17 protein-coding genes are annotated in these 19,334 nt (G+C 45.4%); 6 read left to right on the plus strand and 11 right to left on the minus strand.

Going from position 1 to position 19,334, the window contains the following annotated elements; genetic code table 11:
* Window positions 1–196: 196 nt before the first annotated feature.
* The 3 genes from LS482_RS18175 to LS482_RS18185 all read left to right on the plus strand — a co-directional run bounded on the left by LS482_RS18175 (window position 197) and on the right by LS482_RS18185 (window position 2,774).
* Window positions 197–1,546 carry a 2TM domain-containing protein gene (locus LS482_RS18175; protein ID WP_367890582.1) on the plus strand — a complete coding sequence of 450 codons (1,350 nt, stop codon included), beginning with the start codon at window positions 197–199 and terminating at the stop codon, window positions 1,544–1,546.
* A gap of 44 nt (window positions 1,547–1,590) precedes the next feature.
* Entirely contained in the window at window positions 1,591–1,905 is a 315-nt protein-coding gene (locus LS482_RS18180) for a 2TM domain-containing protein (protein ID WP_233028935.1), read from the plus strand.
* 116 nt (window positions 1,906–2,021) lie between these two features.
* Window positions 2,022–2,774, plus strand: coding sequence for a LytR/AlgR family response regulator transcription factor (locus LS482_RS18185; RefSeq protein WP_233028936.1), 753 nt, complete (start codon window positions 2,022–2,024; stop codon window positions 2,772–2,774).
* Here the strand turns inward: LS482_RS18185 and LS482_RS18190 are convergent.
* The 10 genes from LS482_RS18190 to LS482_RS18235 form a co-directional block, all read right to left on the minus strand.
* The gene (locus tag LS482_RS18190; RefSeq protein ID WP_233028937.1) at window positions 2,766–3,791 is read right to left on the minus strand and encodes a UDP-glucose--hexose-1-phosphate uridylyltransferase; all 1,026 of its coding nucleotides are present in this window, start codon (window positions 3,789–3,791) and stop codon (window positions 2,766–2,768) included. The two genes, LS482_RS18185 and LS482_RS18190, sit on opposite strands and share 9 nt — an antisense overlap.
* Window positions 3,792–3,877: 86 nt before the next feature.
* A complete protein-coding gene (locus tag LS482_RS18195) occupies window positions 3,878–5,050 on the minus strand; it encodes a galactokinase (RefSeq protein ID WP_233028938.1) in 1,173 nt (390 codons plus the stop codon).
* A gap of 60 nt (window positions 5,051–5,110) precedes the next feature.
* Window positions 5,111–6,661, minus strand: a complete 1,551-nt coding sequence (locus LS482_RS18200; protein ID WP_233028939.1) for a sodium/sugar symporter — start codon at window positions 6,659–6,661, stop codon at window positions 5,111–5,113.
* 242 nt (window positions 6,662–6,903) lie between these two features.
* Window positions 6,904–8,091, minus strand: coding sequence for an LETM1-related biofilm-associated protein (locus tag LS482_RS18205; protein ID WP_233028940.1), 1,188 nt, complete (start codon window positions 8,089–8,091; stop codon window positions 6,904–6,906).
* A 65-nt stretch (window positions 8,092–8,156) separates the two neighbouring features.
* The gene (locus tag LS482_RS18210; RefSeq protein WP_233028941.1) at window positions 8,157–8,744 is read right to left on the minus strand and encodes a superoxide dismutase family protein; all 588 of its coding nucleotides are present in this window, start codon (window positions 8,742–8,744) and stop codon (window positions 8,157–8,159) included.
* A 155-nt stretch (window positions 8,745–8,899) separates the two neighbouring features.
* Window positions 8,900–9,652: a GIN domain-containing protein gene (locus LS482_RS18215; RefSeq protein WP_233028942.1), complete on the minus strand. Its 753-nt coding sequence runs from the start codon at window positions 9,650–9,652 to the stop codon at window positions 8,900–8,902.
* Between the two features lie 177 nt (window positions 9,653–9,829).
* On the minus strand, window positions 9,830–10,747 hold the full coding sequence (locus LS482_RS18220) for a bifunctional metallophosphatase/5'-nucleotidase (RefSeq protein ID WP_233028943.1): 918 nt from the start codon (window positions 10,745–10,747) through the stop codon (window positions 9,830–9,832).
* Between the two features lie 135 nt (window positions 10,748–10,882).
* Window positions 10,883–11,560: a tRNA (guanosine(37)-N1)-methyltransferase TrmD gene (gene trmD / locus LS482_RS18225; protein ID WP_233028944.1), complete on the minus strand. Its 678-nt coding sequence runs from the start codon at window positions 11,558–11,560 to the stop codon at window positions 10,883–10,885.
* A gap of 95 nt (window positions 11,561–11,655) precedes the next feature.
* Window positions 11,656–12,282, minus strand: a complete 627-nt coding sequence (locus LS482_RS18230) for a tRNA (guanine-N1)-methyltransferase (protein WP_233028945.1) — start codon at window positions 12,280–12,282, stop codon at window positions 11,656–11,658.
* Between the two features lie 199 nt (window positions 12,283–12,481).
* Window positions 12,482–13,930 (minus strand): glyceraldehyde-3-phosphate dehydrogenase, encoded by a 1,449-nt coding sequence (locus tag LS482_RS18235; protein ID WP_233028946.1) that lies wholly within the window; start codon window positions 13,928–13,930, stop codon window positions 12,482–12,484.
* A 267-nt stretch (window positions 13,931–14,197) separates the two neighbouring features.
* Between LS482_RS18235 and LS482_RS18240 the strand changes: the two genes are divergently transcribed.
* Window positions 14,198–14,596: a lipocalin family protein gene (locus LS482_RS18240; RefSeq protein ID WP_233028947.1), complete on the plus strand. Its 399-nt coding sequence runs from the start codon at window positions 14,198–14,200 to the stop codon at window positions 14,594–14,596.
* A 4-nt stretch (window positions 14,597–14,600) separates the two neighbouring features.
* On the opposite strand, the gene aroB is transcribed toward LS482_RS18240, so the two are convergent.
* Window positions 14,601–15,683 carry a 3-dehydroquinate synthase gene (gene aroB, locus LS482_RS18245; protein ID WP_233028948.1) on the minus strand — a complete coding sequence of 361 codons (1,083 nt, stop codon included), beginning with the start codon at window positions 15,681–15,683 and terminating at the stop codon, window positions 14,601–14,603.
* A gap of 522 nt (window positions 15,684–16,205) precedes the next feature.
* Between aroB and rpsA the strand changes: the two genes are divergently transcribed.
* Both rpsA and LS482_RS18255 read left to right on the plus strand, forming a co-directional pair.
* On the plus strand, window positions 16,206–17,981 hold the full coding sequence (gene rpsA / locus LS482_RS18250) for a 30S ribosomal protein S1 (RefSeq protein WP_233028949.1): 1,776 nt from the start codon (window positions 16,206–16,208) through the stop codon (window positions 17,979–17,981).
* 568 nt (window positions 17,982–18,549) lie between these two features.
* Window positions 18,550–19,314, plus strand: a complete 765-nt coding sequence (locus tag LS482_RS18255; RefSeq protein WP_233028950.1) for a MerR family transcriptional regulator — start codon at window positions 18,550–18,552, stop codon at window positions 19,312–19,314.
* The last annotated feature ends 20 nt before the right edge of the window (window positions 19,315–19,334 follow it).

The raw sequence follows: 19,334 nt of genomic DNA on the forward strand, positions 1-19,334 counted from the left end.
ACCATCCGGGACACCTGTTCGGGATGGTTTTTTGTATGCTTTTACGGTTCATCCCCGAATTTCGACAGTTCGGGCAATCTGTTTCTAAAAGCGGGTGAAATTGCCGCAAATTTGTCGATGTGTAAATGGCTTACCGGAGAAAATTGTACATTTAGCTATACAGAAGCCGTTTAAACCGGAATCCAAGACAAAGACTATGAAGATAAGGGAATTTATAAAGATTGCAGCCATAGGCCTGCTCATAAGTGCCGTTCTTTTCCTGATAGACCAGACTTACAGGTTCTTTTCCGGGTATTCAACGGCACTGGATCACGGCGTTTTGCGTTTATTTGCCTATTACGTTTTGTACGGGGTGCCCCTTACCTTTGTCAATGTTTACCTGATACGTTACATTAATAATATCAACAAAAGGAAGAACAGGAAGTATAATTTTTTTGTGGGAACATTGAGTTCCATTATAATCACCCTGCCTTCCATGTTTGTATTGCGTATTTTTCACCGGGTGGTTATAGACGGTGTGTCTTTCCGAAGCTTTCTGATAAATGAAAACTGGGGGTTTTATGTTGTGGCCGCTGTGATCACCCTGCTTATATCCCTGTTCTTTCACACCTTCTACTTTTATAGGGCATTCCAGGAAAAGCGGGTCAAGGAACAGAAGATCATAGCCGGCACGGCATCTGCCCAGTTCGACGCCCTGAAAAACCAGCTCGACCCGCATTTTCTGTTTAACAGCCTCAACGTACTTGCCAGCCTTATCGATGAAAAACCGGAACAGGCCCAAAAATTTACGACTTCACTGTCTAAGATATACCGTTATGTACTGGAACAGAAGAATAAGGAAGTAGTATCGGTAGAAGAAGAACTGCAATTCGCCAAAACCTATGTCGGTCTGCTGAAAATGCGTTTTGAAGACAGTATAGAATTCGATATGCCCGATGCACCGGATAATCCCGACGCCAAAGTGGTGCCGCTTTCCCTGCAACTTTTACTGGAAAATGCCGTGAAGCACAATATGGTCACCGTGAGGCGCCCGCTGAAAATAAAAATATTTGAGGAACAAGGGAACCTTGTGGTACGCAACAATATACAGCCCAAACAAGTGGTTAAAAAAGGAAGCGGGGTAGGGCTGGCTAATATCAGTCAACGTTACGACCTGATCACGGAAAGAAAAGTAGTGATCAACGAAACCACCGATTTTTTTGAAGTGAAAATTCCCGTGTTAACCAAACAAATAGAAGTTATGACTACTGAAAATACTGAAATGAGCGAAAAGTACCTCGCCGCCAGAAGGCGGGTGGAAGAACTCAAGGAATTTTACTGGAACCTTGGCTCTTACTGTATTGTGATCCCTTTCCTGATCTTTATCAACTACAGGACCTACTGGGAGTTTAAATGGTTCTGGTTTCCCGTATTCGGCTGGGGGATCGGCCTGGCCTTTCACGCCGGAAAGGTTTTCCTGGACAACGGCTTTTTCGGCAGGAGATGGGAAGAACGAAAGATACGGGAGTATATGGAGGAAGATGAAAAAACGGCCAGATGGCAATAGGTATAGCCGCATTTGGCTTTTTGTAAACTTTAAAATACCAAATTATGAAAACTTACACCAGGGAGGAAAGATACCTCTTCGCTAAGAAAAAACTTAACAGGATAAAGGCATTTTACCGTCATCTGTTCTGGTATCTGGCCATTAACGTGTTCCTGTTGGTATTGATCGGAACAGAGATGGAGTGGAAGGGTGACGAATTTTGGAGTTTCGGTACGTTCTCCACCGCAATTTTCTGGGGAATTGGTGTTGTGATTCACGGAGTGACTACATTTGTCCCCGACCTTTTTCTCGGCAAAACATGGGAAGAACGCCAGATCAGAAAGTATATGGAAAAAGATAAAAGGGAGCGGTGGGAATAAGAAGAGGTTGAATACTAAATGTGCCAATTTGAAAATGGGCAATTGGGTGATTTTATGAATTTTACAGGGATGTTTAATAATTTGTTGATGAGTTTTATATGACAAGCGGTCAGGCTATGAAAGTCATAATTATTGAAGATGAAAAACCGGCAGCACGGCGGTTACAGCGCATGATAGAAAAGCTGGGGATTGCCGTGGACAGGATGCTCCATTCGGTGGAAGAGGCTGTGGAGTGGTTTCAGCGAAACGAGCATCCGGACCTTATTTTTCTGGATATTCAACTGTCGGACGGACTCTCTTTTGAGATATTTGATACGATAGACGTAAAAAGTGTGGTGATCTTTACCACGGCATACGACGAATACGCCCTCCGTGCCTTTAAACTGAACAGCATAGATTATCTCTTAAAACCCATAGACGATGAAGAGCTCAGGGAAGCATTGGACAAATACCGGGACAGGGTTCCCGCACGTTCCATACAACTCGATTTCGAGGCGGTGAAAAAAATGCTCATAAACCCGATCGACCGTCAGTACAAAAGCCGTTTTACCGTAAAAATAGGACAGCGGCTCAAGATGATCCCGGTGGAGGACATAGAATGCTTTTACAGTGAAAACAAGGGCACATATATCTACACCTCCGACGGGAGAAATTATCTGTTGGACAACACCCTGGATGCCCTTGAAACCGAATTGTCTCCTGAAAACTTTTACCGTGTAAGCCGGAAATTTTTTGTCAACATTAACGCTATCTGCGATATTATTGCCTATACCAATGCCCGGTTAAAACTAAAGCTTCATAAATACGGAGAACAGGAGATCATCGTAAGCCGGGAACGGGTAAAGGGGTTTAAGGACTGGTTAGGCTAAGTCCCTTAAACGCTGTGCCGCGCTTTCCGCGGTAATGTCGCGCTGGGGCATGGCAAACATTTCATAACCCACCATAAATTTCTTTACCGTAGCCGAGCGAAGCAGGGGCGGATAAAAGGTCATGTGCCAGTGCCAGTGGTCGTTGTTTTCGCCGTTAGTGGGGGCCTGGTGGATTCCCGAAGAGTAAGGAAAAGAGCAGTCGAATACCTTGTCGTAAGTGGCCGTGATAAACCTGATGGCATCGGCAAAGGCCGTCTTTTCCTCAGCTGTAAGTTCTCCGATATGCGATTGCTGTTTCCTGGGAACGATCATGGTTTCAAAAGGCCATACCGCCCAGAACGGAACAAGCACTACAAAATGTTCGTTTTCATACACCAGCCTTTCCCCGGTACTGATTTCCTGTGAGACATAATCCGATAAGAGGCTCGTGTGGTGTGTGGTGTAATATTCTTTTTGCCGGGCATCCTTTTTGGCCACTTCGTTCGGAACGGAACCCTGTGCCCATATTTGTCCGTGTGGGTGCGGGTTGCTGCATCCCATTACGGCGCCCTTGTTTTCAAATATCTGAACGTAGTTGATGTTTTTCTGCTGTCCGAGGTTCCGGTACTCATCCTGCCAGAGGGAGACCACTTTTTCAATAGCCCCGGTATCCATATCGGCCAGGCTTTTGGAATGGTTCGGGGAAAAGCAGATCACCCTGCAGGTACCTTCCTCGCTTTCGGCTTTGAGCAGCCCGTCGTTAATGACAAACGGATCGGATTGCGATTGCAGTGCTGCAAAATCATTGGTAAAGGCAAAAGTATCGGTGTACTCCGGGTTTACTTCGCCTCCGGCCCTTTCATTTCCGGGACACAGGTAACAGTTTTCGTCGTAGGAAGGCCTTTCTTCTGCTGCGCGTTTTTCCTGTTGTCCCTGCCACGGACGTTTGGTGCGATGGGGAGAGACCAGCACCCATTCGCCTGTTAATATGTTGTATCTTTTATGCGACTGGTTTTGCAGTATGTCTGTCTGGATCATGGTAACGTTATGGTTTGTGTTTCTCTGTTCTGTATCTGTGCAGTAGTGTTGCTTTTATCCTGATCAAATTATACCGGGTTTCACGATTATAATTCCGTCAAACCCGTACCGTCTGTAAGGGCTACGTTGTATGTACTGATCTTTTTATCGAATTTCCGGCTGTATTCCTGCTCAATATCCTGTACAAAGCGGTCTGCCGTTCCTTTTTTTACAATGTTGATGGTACACCCTCCAAAGCCACCGCCCATCATCCGGCTTCCCGTAATATCGGAATTTTGTTTTGCTTTTTCCACGAGGTAATCGAGTTCCGGGCAGCTTACTTCATATTGGTGTTGCAGGCCTTTATGCGAAGCAAAAAGCAGGCTTCCCAATTTCGAAATATCGTCATCTCCCATTGCGGTTACCGCTTGCTGCACCCTGTTGTTTTCCTGTATTATATAAAGACATCGGGTATATACTTCGGTATCCATTAGGGGCTTTACCCCGAGCAGGTCGTCTTCTGTGGCATCCCGAAGGGCCTTTATATGGGGAAATTTCGTTTGCAGTAGTTCAACGCCGGTTTCGCAGGCAATTCTCCGGTCGTTATAGGCCGAATCGGCCAGGCTGTGTTTTACATTGGTGTTTATGAGGAGCAGCTCGTGGTTGGCAAAATCCACCCGCACCGGAGTGTAGTCCAGCGTCCTGCAATCGAGGAACAGGGCGTGGTCCTTTTGGCCCAGCATACTGGCAAATTGGTCCATGATACCGCATTTTACCCCGGCAAAATGGTGTTCTGCCTGTTGTGAGATGAGTGTCATGTCCCGCCGGGAAATGCCCAGGCCAAAAAGTTGATTCAATCCGAAGGCGATGCTGTTTTCCAGCGCTGCGGAAGAAGACAATCCGGCACCGTTCGGGATGTTACCACCAAAAACGATGTCAAAACCGGACAGTTCTTTTCCCGTTTTCTGTATTTCCACAACTACGCCCAGTACATAGTTCTTCCAGCTGCCTTTTTCCTGTGGTTTGACGTCGGTAAGGTTGAATTCACAGGTTTCCCTGAAGTCTGCCGCATAAACGGAACAACGGTCTGCATGCCCGTTTTTGTCTATGGCACAGCTGATATAACGGTCTATGGCTGCCGGGAGAACAAAACCGTCGTTGTAATCGGTGTGTTCCCCGATGAGGTTAATCCTTCCCGGGGACTGGATAAGCAGGGGGGAAGTGTTGTGTTTGTCAATAAAAAGGGACTTTATTTTGTCTGTTAATCTCGTTGTTGTCATTCTTTATGGTCCTTTGTAGCCTGTTTAATTTGTTTTTTTCACCCGTAGAACGTAGGTGCCCTACCACCATACCGCGTAGATCACCGCCAGAATGCCCATAATGAGGATTGCGGAAGTATTAAATACGGGGGAGGTTTTGAAAAGTCCTTTTTCAAAGTAAATGGCCTTGGGATCTTCCATCTTGTTTTCCAGCAGGGATATACCCATGATCACGGCAGAAAGGATCAGGAAACAAAGTCCCATCCTGTTCATAAACGGAATGCCCGGGGTAAAATATTTTAAAGCTACGGACAGGGGAATGGACAAAATGACCACCCAGAAAGCCGCATTGGCCGATGTCCTTTTCCAGAACATGCCGAAAAGGAATATAACCACCACTCCGGGGCTGATAAAGCCGGTGTATTCCTGGATAAACTGGAAGGCCTGGTCGAGATTGCCCAGCAAGGGCGCCACAATAGCCCCGATGATAAGCGACAGTGCGGCTACGATACGGCCTATAGTCACTATTTTTTTATTACTTGCCGTTTTATCCAAAGGCCTGTAGATATCCATTGTAAATATGGTAGATGCACTGTTGACCATGGAACTCAGGGAAGAACCTATGGCCGAGATGAGGGCGGCAAAAGCAAGCCCCTTGAACCCGGTAATGACGTAATTGTCGAGTATCCACGGATAAGCCTCATCCGGCTTGGTAATGTCGGCATCCAGAACAAAGGCGGCGATACCGGGGATAACAACAATAAGGGGAAGCAATACCTTCAGGAAGGCTGCAAAGGCCGTACCTTTCTGGGCTTCTTTCAGGCTCTTGGCACCGAGTGCACGTTGTATGATATATTGGTTATTTCCCCAGTAATAGAGGTTGGCGATCCACATACCACCGACAAGGACGCTTATTCCGGGGAGGTTTTTGTATTCTTCGTGGCCTTTGTCCAGGATCATGTCAAATTTTTCCGGAGCCCTTTCCAGCAGGGCGGAAAAACCCTCCCAGACACCTCCTCCTATGGCATTAAGGACGAGTACACTGGCCAGGAGTCCGCCGAAAATCAGTACGGTGACCTGTATTACATCAGTCCATACCACGGCTTTGAGTCCCCCGAAAATGGAAAAGGTGGCCGAAAAAATAACCAGGCCTATAATACCATATACCATATCGATACCCATGATGGTTTTAAGTGCCAGTGCACCGAGATAGAGTACGGAGGTAATGTTGACAAATACAAAGAGCAGTACCCAGAATATAGCCAGTCCGGTATGTACCCTTTTGTCAAAGCGTTCCTCGAGGAACTGGGGCATGGTATAGATCCCCTTTTTGATGAAAATAGGCAGGAAGAACTTGGCTACGATAATCAGGGTAATGGCTGCCATGAGTTCGTAGGAAGCGATGGCCATTCCCACCACATAGCCCGATCCGGACATGCCGATAAACTGTTCGGCCGATATGTTCGATGCGATGAGGGAGCCGCCCACGGCCCACCATGGAAGTGATTTGCTGGCCAGGAAGTAGTCTTCGGCCCCTTCCTGTTTATCTTTGAATGAAAGCCATAATCCTATGGCAGCCAGCACAATAATGTAACCGGTAAAAATAACAATGTCAGTAGTAGAAAAATTCATAATAGGTTCAGATTGATCTCGCACAAAAAAAGATAGACTTCAACACATGTAGAAACAAAAGTCGGTCAAAGCTATCTGTAAATGCTAAATTGCCGCCTAAAAGTACAGATTTTTTTTATTTATGAAAGAATGTTGTATGGAATATAACGAAATCGTCAAAAAATTGACACAAGATGCAGATAAATTGACACGGAGATGTAATAGATATGGGGAAGAGGCTCCCCGGAGTATTAAAAAGCAGCTCAGGATATTTTGTTATCATTAAAGGCAGAAGGGAGCAACTGGGGGATAAATTTGATCAGGATCGGGAGCAGGACCCCTCCTCCGGGCAACAGGAAAATGGCCAGGGACGGAATGGATTTACAGATGTCCAGCAACTGGGTCTTTACTTTTTGTTTTTCTTCTTTGGTTAGTTCCTTTACGGTGGATTTGGACAGAAGTACCACCAGTTCCCTGCTCAGCGAAAGCTCCTGTTGTAACCGTTTTTTATTGCGAAGGATCAGGTTGCTTACCATCTTGGTGGAATTGTCATAAAAATGTTTTACAGGGTTGGAAAAATTCAGGATAGGAATTTCATCCCGGTGTTTTCCGAAAAAATCCTGCACAAAGGCGATGGACCTTTCAACCTCTTCTGTTTGCAATGACAAGCTTTCGCCGAGTTTCAGTACAAATTGTTTTTCTTCTTCAATAATGGCCCCGTCATTCCACACAGTAAGGCAGGCCAGGTCTGTAATGTATTTTTTTTCCAGTACCGAAGTATACGAACTGGTTTTACGGAACGGGATGAGCGGAGCCTGCTTGTCAAACGATCCGGTATATCTGGCCGAGGCTTCGAACAGGCGTACCAGCTGGATATCGTATTCGTTCTTTTCGGGTTTGGCTTCCAGGGCGCGGTACATGGTATCAATAACAAAGGTCTCCAGGTTTTTGGCATATGCAATACAATCAGTGTTCCCTTCCAGGAACTTTATATAGGTGAGTGTATCGATATACAGCAGTGCGTTGGTAAGTACGCGGTTGAAATTTTTGGTAAGGATATTTTCGTCAAACTGTATCCTGTTGCCGATGATCTTTTCCAGTTTTGACGACGGTTTTTTGCCGGAGAGGAGTTTGTCAAAAAAAGAAACATCATTGCTTTCTATTTTGGTGTAGAAAGCAATGATGTTGTCTATGGCTTTTTCGTAAACCAGTTTTCCGTGATATGAATAATAAACCGTCAGGAGGGAGAGGTACAAATGGGTCTTGGACAGTTCTTCCTCGGTGAGTTTATTTTCAATATGCAGGGGCAGCGCCGGCTTTACGTTTGTACCGTAAATAAACCCCGATGCCCTGAGCTTGCCGTACAACCGGATGTTTTTTATCGGAAACCCGTCCGATTCTCCCAGTATGGTGTTTAATTTACCTATCCATCCGGCCGCCGAGGGGTTCATAGGGTATAGGGATTAGTTATGTGTATGTTCGTTTGTGGTCAGCCCCTGAAATGTTTCTGGAAAAATTATTGCAGTATTACTCCACCGCAGCTTATCCGAGCTCCTGCAGCACCGCTGGGCTGAGAGGTGAAATCATCTGCGCCCTGGTGTACAATAACACCTTTTCCCACAATGTTTTTGGTATCGTCATCACAATCGATACACCATTCGTCTGTGGAAAAAGTGATAGCGCCTTTACCTTCTTCATCAGCAGTAAAGTTTCCTATATCACCCTTGTGATATCCTTCGGCGTCTCCCCATTTTCCGTGTTTTTCAAAAGTGGGGTTCCAGTGGCCGCCTGTGGATTTTCCGTCCGGGGAGGAACAATCTGCCTTTTCGTGCAGGTGGATGGCGTGTTCTCCCGGTTCCAGGCCTTCGAAAGTAGCGGTCATGGTCACGGTACCGTTTTCTTCCTTGAATATGGCCATTCCTTTTACCTCGGAGTCACTTTTAGGGTCCATCTGCACCGTAAGTTCTTCAACGGTTTCTGTTTTGGCCCCGGTAGGAGCCGGTTCTTCTTTTTCGGTGACAGCTTCTTTTTCCTTTTTCGGCGTGTTTTTACAGGAAACGGATAAAAACAATACGGATAATGTTAATAATGCTACTTTTCTCATAATATCTAAATTTTAAAGTTTAAAATTACTTAGCCTTGTCCTGTTGACCAAATTTATACCGCGTTTTCTCCGTTTTTATTTGTGGTCCTCTCATTCCGGGCTATTCCCACATTTCTTTTAGGACGCAGGTCTTTTATGCTAAAGACAGTCTCACTTCAGGGAATGGCTGAAATTTCGGTATCTCCTATAACGATCCCCTTGCGTACTTCGGGATTTCCCTTATAACGTATCGTGGCCTCTCCGTAGGATGTTACCTTTAGCCTGTCGGTAACATTACATTGAAAATTGCTGCCGCCATAGGCAACGATCCGGGTGGATTTACTGCTGGCCTGTAAGGTGTTGATCTCACTTTCCCCGTAGGAAGTGAATTTTTGTTTTCCGATGTTCCCCTTTTTGATTTCGAGCTGGCTTTCCCCGAATATGGTCACTTTAAGGTTGTTTACGGTGGCGTCGTTTACAACTACCTCGGATTCCCCGTAAATGTTAAGCTTCATTTTATCCAGGTTGAGGGGACTTTCGAATACAATGGTTTCTTCACCTCTTATGGCAAATGTGCTTGCGTTTTTATAAGTGACCACTGCTTTTACGACAGTGCCCTTGTAGAGCGGTTTTTTTCTTTTTTTACCTTTGCCCTTGATCTTTTCCGTTTTGGTAACCACTCTTGCACCGTCGAGATACATGTGCAGGACCCCGTTTTTTACTTCCACGTTGAACTTTTCAAAGGGTTCGTTAATGTCTTCTATAGTAACGGATGTTTTGTTTCCTTCCCTGAAGGTGACCTGGATATGCGGATTTACAATAACCTTGTCAAAATCATCTGCGGAAATGGTACGGGACTGGGAGGTCACTGCCTCCGGTAGCATAAAGATGAGTATTATACCTAAAAAAGTGAAGATTTTAGTGTTCATGACTTTTGGGTGTTATGTTATTTTGTGTTTTCTTCCCGGGAAAGTTATTGATAATTGCGTCTTTGTCCGGAGAAAATTTCTATATCAAATATAGGGAAAAGACGAGACTTTTATCGAGAGAGGGCCGGTGTTTTATTTGTTTTTATCGAATTTACCGGGCTCAGCCCATTATGCCGTCTATACCACAATGGATGTTCCGTTTTGTCCGACAAGATCGTTCTTATGATCGAGGTAAAAGTCTATGCGGCCCAGGTTGATACCGAAACACCCTACCTGGTTTACCAGTACCTGTTCGCCTTTTCTGTTTTGGTGAATGGCCGGCCTGTCCATAAACGTGTGGGTATGTCCGCCTATGATGAGGTCTATGTTCTCGGTATTTTCGGCAAGATTGACATCGGAGGGGATATCGGGATTTTTATATTTGTAGCCCAGGTGCGAAAGGCATATTACGATATGACAGCCTTCTTTTTCCCTGAGGACGGTAGACATGTCCTGCGCGATTTCCACAGGGTCCAGGTACCTGGTTTCCTTATAGAGATTGTCGTTGACAAGCCCCTTTAACCGGATGCCCAGTCCGAAAACACCGATTTTCACCCCGTCTTTTTCAAAGACCTTATACGGCCTTGTATGGGTGTCCATAATGGTGTTGGAGAAATCGTAATTGGCGATCAGGAAATCGAAATCGGCATGGGGGAGCTGGGCATAGAGCCCGTCAATACCATTGTCGAAATCGTGGTTACCGATGGTTGCCGCATCGTATTTGAGCATGCTCATCAGTTTAAATTCCAGTTCCCCGCCGTAGTAATTGAAATAAGGAGTGCCCTGAAAAATATCTCCTGCGTCGAGCAACAGGGTACCGGGGTTTTCTTTCCGGATATTTTCTACGAGTGTGGCCCTTCTGGCAATTCCTCCCTGGCCGGGATTCCTGGGGTCGTCTTCGGGGAAGATGTCGATGTGGCTGTGCACATCGTTCGTGTGCAGTATGGTAATATGTTTTCGGGGAGGAATGCCGATACAGGAAGATAGTGAAAGTCCTCCGAGGGAAAGCAGTGTGGTGGATGCGGCGGTGTGTTGTATGAAATCCCTTCTTTTCATGGTGCAGGATAAAGAAATTAAACTTACCGGACCCAAAGTTACGTGTTTTTTCGGGATGTATCCGCCCTGTGACCGCTTTTTGATGTTAAATAAAAGGAACCTTTGGCCTGCCGGAAGAGGTGAAATTTCTCAGGCTCAGTCTTTCAGTAAGTCCGGCCTTCTTTCGCTGGTACGCCTGTACGCTTGTTCTTCCCGCCATTTTTCGATTTTCGGGAAATTACCGCTGAGCAGGATATCGGGCACTTTCCAGCCTTTGTATTCCGAAGGCCTTGTGTATACGGGCGGGGCAAGGAGATTGTCCTGGAAAGAGTCGGTGAGGGCAGAGGTTTCGTTATTGAGCACCCCGGGTATGAGCCGGATAATGGCGTCACACAAAACGGCAGCCCCAAGTTCGCCACCTGATAACACGTAATCGCCTATCGATATTTCCCGGGTGACGAACTGATCGCGTACGCGCTGGTCCACACCCTTGTAATGTCCGCAGAGGATGATAATGTTTTCGTAAAGGGAAAGCTGGTTGGCAGTCTTCTGGTTCAGGGTATCACCGTCGGGCGTCATGTAGATCACTTCATCATAATCCCGTTCAGACTTCAGTTTCGTGATGCACTTGTCTATGGGTTCTATCATCATTACCATGCCGGCACCTCCGCCAAACTGGTAGTCGTCCACAGTTTTGTAGTTGTCGGTGGTGTAATCGCGCAGGTTATGGGTGTGTACTTCTACCAGTCCCTTGTCGATGGCCCTTTTCAGGATAGAGGCTTCAAAAGGGCTCCTGAGGAGTTCAGGGAGTACGGTGATGATATCGATACGCATGCTTTACGGGGTTCAGGGTTACAGGTTCAAAGTTCAAGGTTGCGACTGATCAACAGCCACCTGCAACTTTGAACCTTAAACGTTGAACTTTAGGTCTACTTTGCCTTGGCGATCTTTTGCTTGTTGATCTCGTCCTGTAGCTGCCGCCTTACTTTTTGTTCCCTTTCCAATGCTTTTTTGCGGTGTTCCTCGTATTCCCTTTCGAGGTCGGCAAGGGCTTTTTTGGCATTCTGGGTCACTACATTGCTGTTCTTGAACTTGTAGATAAAGAAGAGGAGGACAACAGCGAGTAATCCGACAATACCCCACATGGTTGCCTTATAGGCGGACTTGTCTATGAGGGCACCGAAAAAGGAAATGCTGTCCCTTTCGTTGGTCAGGGTACTTACGTGATTCTGGCTTTCCTGCAATTTTCCCTTGAGGGACTCGATCTCGCTGTTCTGGGTTTTGGAAAGGTTGATGGACTCCGCCAGTTCCTTTTCCACCCTTGCCATAGAATCGAGGGTATTCTTTTTAAGGGTATAAAGCCAGTTCTTTTTTACGACCTTGTATTCCTGGTAATTGTTGGATCGTTGTATGATAAACTCAAATTGGTTATCTACACTGCCTTCAGTGAGAGATAACTTGGATTCTTCTTCGTCCGTAGCTTCCTGCGCATTTATAACGTTTGTAAAAAGGGTAATCAGTGTAAGTGCAATACATGCAAGGTATACGTTTTTCATTTTCATTTCAGACTGTACTTGTTGTTTGTTCGTGTTTATGGTTCGTAACGTTCAGTTAACTTACTTATTGTAGTAATGTATTAAAAATGACAGCCTCACCGGTAAGTGAGGCTGCAAATATATGGAATATTATGTGTTTATAACAAATTGATAAACAATAATCTAACCTTTGGTTAATATCGGCTTTACAAAGGAAATTTTAATAATAGGTATACCTCCTCACTTTTGACATGTACTTGGCTAGGCGGATCACCTGGTGGCTGTACCCGTATTCGTTGTCATACCATATGTAGAGCACCGCGTTTTTTCCGTCCGGAGAAACGATGGTGGCATTACTGTCGTAAATGGCCGGAGCCGAAGTGCCGACAATATCCGAAGAGACAAGTTCGTTGCTGAGGGAATATTTGATCTGCTCCACAAGTTCGCCTTCCAGGGCATATTTTTTCATTATGGTATTAATCCCTTCCCTGGAGGTATTCTTTTCTACTTCCAGATTGAGCACCACGAGCGATCCGTTCGGTACGGGAACGCGAATGGCGTTGGATGTGAGTTTACCTTCCAGCGATGGCAGGGCCTTGGCTACGGCCTTGCCGGCTCCCGTCTCCGTAATCACCATATTCAGTGCGGCCGCCCGTCCGCGACGGTATTTTTTATGCATGTTGTCCACCAGGTTCTGGTCGTTGGTGTAGGCGTGGATGGTTTCCAGGTGGCCTTTGACCACCCCGAGCGAATCTTCAATAACCTTCAGGACCGGTGTTATGGCATTGGTGGTACAGGACGCGGCAGAAAAGATGCTGATCTCGTCCGGATCGTATTCCCGGTGGTTGACACCGTGCACGATATTGGGGACTCCTTTGCCGGGGGCTGTGAGCAATACATTGTCTACACCCTTTGAAACCAGATGTCTGCCCAGTTCTTCCTTGTCCCGGAATGCTCCGGTATTGTCAATGACCAGGGCATTGTTTATGCCATAAGTGGTATAATCGATTTCTTCGGGGGCGTTTGCGGAGATCATACGAACGGTAGTCCCGTTAATGATAAGGGCATTGTTTTCCGGATCGATGGCTACGGTACCCGGAAAATCACCGTGAACGGAATCGTTGCGCAGGAGTGAGGCCCTTTTTTCCAGGGCAGCCTCATCTATTTCCCCCCGGGTCACTACGGCTCTTAACCGCAGCTGATTCCCTTTTCCGGTCTTTGCCATAAGCTCCCTGGCCAGTAGCCTTCCGATCCTGCCAAAACCGTAAAGGACCACGTCCTTGGGCTGTATTTCCCTGCTGTTTTGTGCATCGCGCAGCTTGTCGTATACAAAGGCGATGACATTGGTATACTTGTCGTCTTCCAGGTGATATTCGTAAGTGAGCTTGCCGATGTCCAGCTTGGCCGGTGGAAGGGTCATCTGTTTGATGGCCCGGGCAATTTCCACCGTATCGAAAATGGAGATGGGCTTTTGCACGAATTCGCCCGCGTACTCATGAAGGTTAATGATCTCACTGACGTTACGGTCAATGAGCTGGTTGCGGAACAAAACCAGTTCAATGGCCTTGTCATACCATAGGTCGCTTACAATTTTACTGAATTCAACCGAGGCCTTTCTCCGGTCAGCCTGAAAAGCCAGTTCCTTTTCGTAGGTTTCTGTAGCACTCATTGTTTTTTGTGTGTTTAGTGTGTTGCCTGCCCGTTTTAGCAGAGTATCATTAATTTAGTGTTCGTGGCAAAAGTATGGATTTCAAACGTTTTCGTAAAAGGTTTTTTGTGAAAAGTGACGATTGTTTTTAGCATTTCAGATGGTCCTTGTTTTTACTTTTCCAGTTTGAAATCACGGGACTTCGCGCAACCTTTTCCGCATTGCGGTATCTTAAAAACAGATAACCTTTTTAGGACAGTTTTATTGTTTTAAATAACCGGAATCAAAATGAAAACTAAGTTAACTACTTTACTATTCTCTGTAATGATTACGATGGGATGTTCTAATGATTCTGATACCATTGACGGGGATGTTTCAATTATGGGAAAATGGCAAATGACCGAGCGTTATGTCAGTCCCGGAGGGGAGACCGAATGGAAAGAAGTCAAGGACGGTGAAATCCATTATTTTAAAACGGACAGTACCTTTACCTCTAACGGGATGGATTGTCCGGAGGGGGATTTCTCCGTAAAGGGGGATAAACTGCAACTGGATTTTAACTGTAACTATGCTGCCGAACCACAGGTGATGCGGTTCAGTTTTGATGGCGGGGACCTTATACTTACACCGTTGAGCCCTTCCTTTTGTATCGAGGCGTGTCTGTACCGTTATGAAAAAATAGATTAACCTGCTATTCAGGCTCCCACACTTTATAATAGGCAAACGCACGAGCTATTTTTTCATTACCGGCCTTGATGTCTATAGCCGGGATTCCTATATCTTTCAGCAATACGAAATTGATATTTCCGTGTGAGTTCTTTTTATCATATTTAAGATAAGAGATAATGTGTTCTGTATCTTCTTCCTCAATCTCGACTTTCGGGAAATAGGAAAGGATAACCGAAGTCACCTGGTCCAGTTTTTTTTGCGGAAATTGTTCCAGTTCCACAGAGAGGAATGTTTCCAGTATCATCCCTATGGCAATGGCCTCTCCGTGTAACAGGGTTGGTTTTTCCGGATTTTGCAGGAAACAGGACTCTATGGCATGGCCCAGTGTATGCCCGAAATTAAGGGTTTTGCGCAAACCGGCTTCCCTGGGATCTTCCATGACCACGTTGTTCTTGATGATGATGGAATCCCGTATCAGGGCATCCAGGTCGGTCAGGTCCAGATCGGAAAGATTCAGGAATGCCTTCCAGTGGTCTTCGTCCCGGATGAGTCCGTGCTTGAGCATTTCTGCCAGGCCGCTCCGCATTTGTTCGGGGGGAAGCGTTTGGAGGAATGCCGTATCCACCAGGAGTATTCCCGGTACATTGATCACGCCCACCTGATTTTTGAGCGGGCCCAGGTCCACTCCTGTTTTTCCGCCTACGGAAGCATCTACCATGGCCAGCAGGGAGGTGGGGATATTTACAAAATCAATGCCCCGCATAAAGGTAGAGGCCACAAATCCGCCCAGATCGGTTACCACACCGCCACCGAGGTTGATCAACAGGCTCTTCCGGTCTGCGCCCATTTCAGAGAGTACCTGCCATACCTGGTTGCATGTTTCAATATTCTTGTGGATCTCACCGGCTTCGATCTCAATGATCTCCGCCGTAAAATCTTCGGCCATTTTACTCATAAAACGGGGCAGGCAGTGATTATGGGTATTGGTATCGGTAAGGATAAATACCCTGGAATGTTTTTTTTTCTCCAGGTATTCCCGGAGGTTGTCATAACCGTTATCGTTAAAATAAATCGTATAACCGTTACAGGAAATGGGTTGCAGCATGGCCTTGTAAATTAAAGCATAAATTTAGGCACAAAGGTATTAAAAATGTGAGGAGCGAAGTGGTTTATCCGGGCTTTCTGCACAATATTATTATGGTTTGTCAGGAATTTGTAACTTGTTTAGGAGTTTAGGAGTTTAGGAGTTTAGGAGTTTAGGAGTTTAGGAGTTTAGGAGTTTAGGAGTTTAGGAGTTGGACACATTATGTAAAATCCATAATTTACAACTTACCAACTTACCAACTTACCAACTTACCAACTTACCAACTTACCAACTCACCAACTCACTAACCCACGGCCCCGAACTGCTTTAACCATAGTGCATTTATCCTGAAATTAGTGCGGTGGTTTTTAGAACTAAAAAAATATTTCAAACTTTTGAAAATCAAAATTATAATTGTATTTTTGCACTCCTTTTAGCAAGGCCAGGAGGGAAAGGGATATAAAAAATTAATTGTTAATTTCTTCTGAATTCATGTTGCTTTACCTCTTGTATGGATTCAGGATACAAATTTTTTAATCAGCAATGGCTGAAACTCAAACAAAAACAGAACAGGAAAATCAGAAGAATCCTGAAGAATTTTTAGCAAACTTCGACTGGCACAACTACGAAGAAGGTATTGAGAAGGTTGAAGAAGAGAAACTACAGGAGTTTGAAAAGCTCGTAGAGGAGAACTTCGTGGACACTGCAGACGAGGAAGTAGTGGAAGGCGTTGTGGTACACCTTACCGACAGGGAAGCTATAATAGACATCAATGCCAAGTCTGAAGGTGTTGTTTCCCTTAACGAATTCCGTTACAATCCCGACCTGAAAGTCGGAGATAAGGTAGAAGTACTTATCGACGTTCGTGAAGACAGGACAGGACAGTTGGTGCTTTCACACAGAAAAGCACGTACTATAAAAGCCTGGGACAGGGTGAATGCAGCCTATGACAATGGCGAAATCGTAAACGGTTTTGTAAAATGCAGGACCAAAGGAGGTATGATCGTGGACGTATTCGGTATCGAGGCGTTCCTGCCCGGCTCACAGATCGATGTGAAGCCTATCCGTGATTACGATCAGTATGTAGGCAAGACCATGGAATTCAAGGTGGTGAAGATCAACCACGAATTCAAAAACGTGGTCGTTTCCCACAAAGCGCTTATCGAAGCGGATATCGAAGAACAGAAGAAAGAGATCATCAGTCAGCTCGAGAAAGGACAGGTACTCGAAGGTGTGGTTAAAAACATCACGTCTTACGGTGTATTCATCGACCTCGGCGGCGTAGATGGTCTTATCCACATTACCGACCTTTCCTGGAGCAGGATCAACCACCCGAGCGAAGTGGTGGAACTGGATCAGAAACTGAACGTGGTAATCCTCGATTTCGACGACAACAAGTCGAGAATACAACTCGGTCTGAAGCAACTTCAGAAACATCCATGGGAAGCCCTCAGCGATGATATCAAAGTGGGTGACAAGGTAAAAGGAAAAGTAGTTGTTATTGCAGATTACGGTGCCTTTATCGAGGTGGCCGAAGGAGTGGAAGGACTGATTCACGTTTCGGAAATGTCCTGGTCTACACACCTGCGTTCCGCTCAGGACTTTGTTTCCGTAGGAGATGAGGTAGAAGCGGTAGTCCTTACTCTCGACAGAGAGGAGCGTAAAATGTCGCTCGGTATCAAACAACTGACTCCCGATCCGTGGACCGATATCACCAGCAAATACCCTGTTGGTTCAAAACACGAAGGTATTGTACGTAACTTCACCAATTTCGGTGTATTCGTAGAGCTGGAAGAAGGCATAGACGGTCTTATCTATATATCCGACCTTTCCTGGACCAAAAAGATCAAGCACCCGTCCGAGTTTGTATCCGTTGGAGACAAGCTGGAAGTGGAAGTGCTGGAACTGGATGTGGACGGACGTAAACTGAGCCTCGGTCACAAACAAACCACAGAAAATCCGTGGGATAAATACGAAACTGAGTTCGGAGTAGGTACCGTACATACTACGGAAGTAAGCGAAATCGTAGATAAGGGAGCGACCATAAACCTCAATGAGGATATCGTTGCCTTCGTACCTTCGCGTCACCTGGAAAAAGAAGATGGTAAAAAACTGAAAAAAGGAGAAACTGCAGAATTCAAAGTGATTGAATTTAACAAGGAATTCAAAAGAGTTGTAGCTTCCCATACCGCTATCTTCAAAGAACAGGAAGAGAAGAACGTTAAGTCTGCAAACAATGCCAGCGTAGAGAAAACCACACTTGGTGACCTGGACGCACTTGCAGAACTTAAAGAAAAAATGGATAAAGAAAAGAAATAATTTTTTTGTTCATAATAGTTAGGATAAAAACCTGGCAGGTCATTGCGATCTCGCCAGGTTTTTATGTTTATACCGGTCCGGTAATACGAATTTTTTCGGATCAATCCTAACAGTTGTGGACATTGTAGGGGTTCAGACATAAGAGGTATGACTTGCGATTTATGAAATGGTTCCTTTTTGTTACAGGGTTGTATTGGCCTCTATCGAGAGTCATCTATTGCCGCCTTTGAGTAATGTGAAAAATTATGGTCTTGTTGTCGGGTTAACAGGTTAATGAGTTATTCAGTTCATGCGTGATGCCTAAATAACTGAATAACCCAATAACTAAAATACAACCTCACTTGCAGCATTCAACCCAAAAAATATTCGTGTATCCGTGGCAAAACCAAAACCGGAAACCGGCAACAAGTGAAAAACCCCACAACCTTTGATCCTGATCCATTTTTTTTATTTATATAATTGATATTCAATTTTTTATATGTTTATGACAAAAAAACTGAAAAAAGTGCTTGACCCTTACCTTACGTCATAGCCTATCTTTGTTCCGGTCAATGTTAAAAGTGTAATCATGAAGTATCATTCGGTAAAAGAACTGGCCGAAATGGCGGGTATCAGTGTGCGCACACTGCATCATTACGATCACATCGGCCTGTTAAAACCGTCCGTCCGTACCGCTGCAGGGTACAGGATGTATGGAGAGAAAGACCTGCTTCGTTTACAACAGGTCCTTTTTTACAGGAACCTGGGATTTAAATTAAAAGCGATCAGGGATATACTGGACGATCCGGAGTTCGACCTCCTGCAAGCACTTTCGGAACACAGAAAATGTTTGGCAGGGGAGCGAAAACGGATAAAGCTCTTAATGGCTACTATAGACCAGACAATGTATCATTTAAAAAACAGAAAAATGATGAAACCGGAAGAATTATACAGAGGCCTGCCCCGAAAGCAGGCCGAAGCATGGCGAAAGGAAGCCCGGGAAAAATGGCCCGGACAAGTGGAACATGCCGAAAAACAACTGCTGAAAATAAATAAAAAAGATTTTCAGGCTTTACAGGATGGGTTTAAAGCGAATTTTGAAAGGCTGGCCTCACTGAGCGACCGGGACCCGGCAGACATTGAGGTCCAGGCCGAGGTACGGAAGCATTATGGTTATATCATGCGTTTCTGGGGAAGCCCTGACGGAAGTAAAGCAGAAGCTTACAGGGGACTTGGCGATCTCTATGTGCAGGATGAACGGTATACCGAAGTTAATGGAACGTCCAACCCGGCATTCGGCAGGTTCCTGCAACAGGCGATGCACTATTTTGTGCAAACGGAACTTCAGGGATAAGCGTTTTAAGAATCCCAGGA

Source organism: Sinomicrobium kalidii (genome assembly GCF_021183825.1).
In the GTDB taxonomy this organism is placed as follows: Bacteria; Bacteroidota; Bacteroidia; order Flavobacteriales; family Flavobacteriaceae; genus Sinomicrobium; species Sinomicrobium kalidii.